This is a genomic window from Rhizobium sp. P2_G9 (assembly GCF_056403475.1).
In genome coordinates, this window is the sequence record NZ_JBFUFK010000121.1 from 1 (window position 1) to 1,429 (window position 1,429).

The 1,429-nt window shown below is 60.4% G+C and carries 1 protein-coding gene; it reads left to right on the forward strand.

Going from position 1 to position 1,429, the window contains the following annotated elements; translation table 11 throughout:
* Nucleotides 1-1,429, forward strand: a 1,429-nt coding sequence (locus tag AC1DYF_RS40245; protein ID WP_477884524.1) for a VCBS domain-containing protein, incomplete at both ends; no start/stop codon positions are given.

Sequence of the window (1,429 nt, forward strand, 5' to 3'; positions counted from 1 at the left end):
TGACTATACCGACAGTGACTATACCGACAGCATCACCGTGACCACCGCCGACGRCACGTCCCAGGTGATCACCGTCACCATCCACGGCACCAATGATGCAGCCGTGATCGGCGGCAGCAGCACCCAGGAACTGACGGAGACCGACRCYGCCCAGAACACCGGCGGCAAGCTGGATGCCTCCGACGTCGATAGTTCTGCCGCCTTCGATGTGCAGACGGATGTCGATGGCAGCCACGGCTTCGGCAAGTTCACCATCGCCGCCGACGGCACCTGGACCTATGTCATGAATGACGCTCATGACGAGTTCAAGGCGGGTCACGACTATACCGACAGCATCACGGTGACCACCGCCGACGGCACCTCACAGGTGATCACGGTCACTATCCACGGCACCAATGACGCGGCCGCCATAACTGGAACGAGCGCGCAATCGCTCACCGAAAGTGATGTGGCGCAGAACACTGGTGGCAAGCTCGATGCTTCCGACGTCGACAGTTCTGCCGCCTTCGATGTGCAGACCGATGTCGATGGCAGCCATGGCTATGGCAAGTTCTCGATCGCCGCCGATGGCACCTGGACCTATGTCATGAACGACGCTCATGACGAGTTCAAGGCGGGTCATGACTATACCGACAGCATCACCGTGACCACGGCGGATGGCACCTCACAGGTGATCACGGTCACCATCCATGGCACCAATGATGCAGCCGTGATCGGCGGCACAAGCACGCAGTCGCTCACTGAAAGTGATGTGGCGCAGAACACCGGCGGCAAGCTGGATGCTTCCGACGTCGATAGTTCTGCCAGCTTCGATCCGCAGACGGATGTCGATGGCAGCCATGGCTTCGGTAAGTTCTCGATCGCCGCCGATGGTACCTGGACCTATGTCATGAACGACGCCCATGACGAGTTCAAGGCGGGGCATGACTATACCGACAGCATCACGGTGACCACGGCGGATGGCACCTCACAGGTGATCACCGTCACCATTCACGGCACCAATGACGCGGCCGTGATCGGCGGCAGCAGCACCCAGGAACTGACGGAGAGCGACACCGCCCAGAACACCGGCGGCAAGCTGGATGCTTCCGACGTCGACAGCTCTGCCGCCTTCGATGTGCAGACGGATGTCGATGGCAGCCACGGTTTCGGCAAGTTCTCCATCGCTGCCGATGGTACCTGGACCTATGTCATGAACGATGCCCATGACGAGTTCAAGGCGGGTCATGACTATACCGACAGCATCACTGTCACCACAGCGGATGGCACCAGCCAGGTGATCACCGTCACTATCCACGGCACCAATGATGCAGCCGTGATCGGCGGCAGCAGCACCCAGGAACTGACGGAGACCGACACCGCCCAGAACACCGGCGGCAAGCTKGATGCKTCCGATGTCGAYAGCTCGGCCGCCTTTGATGTGCAGACG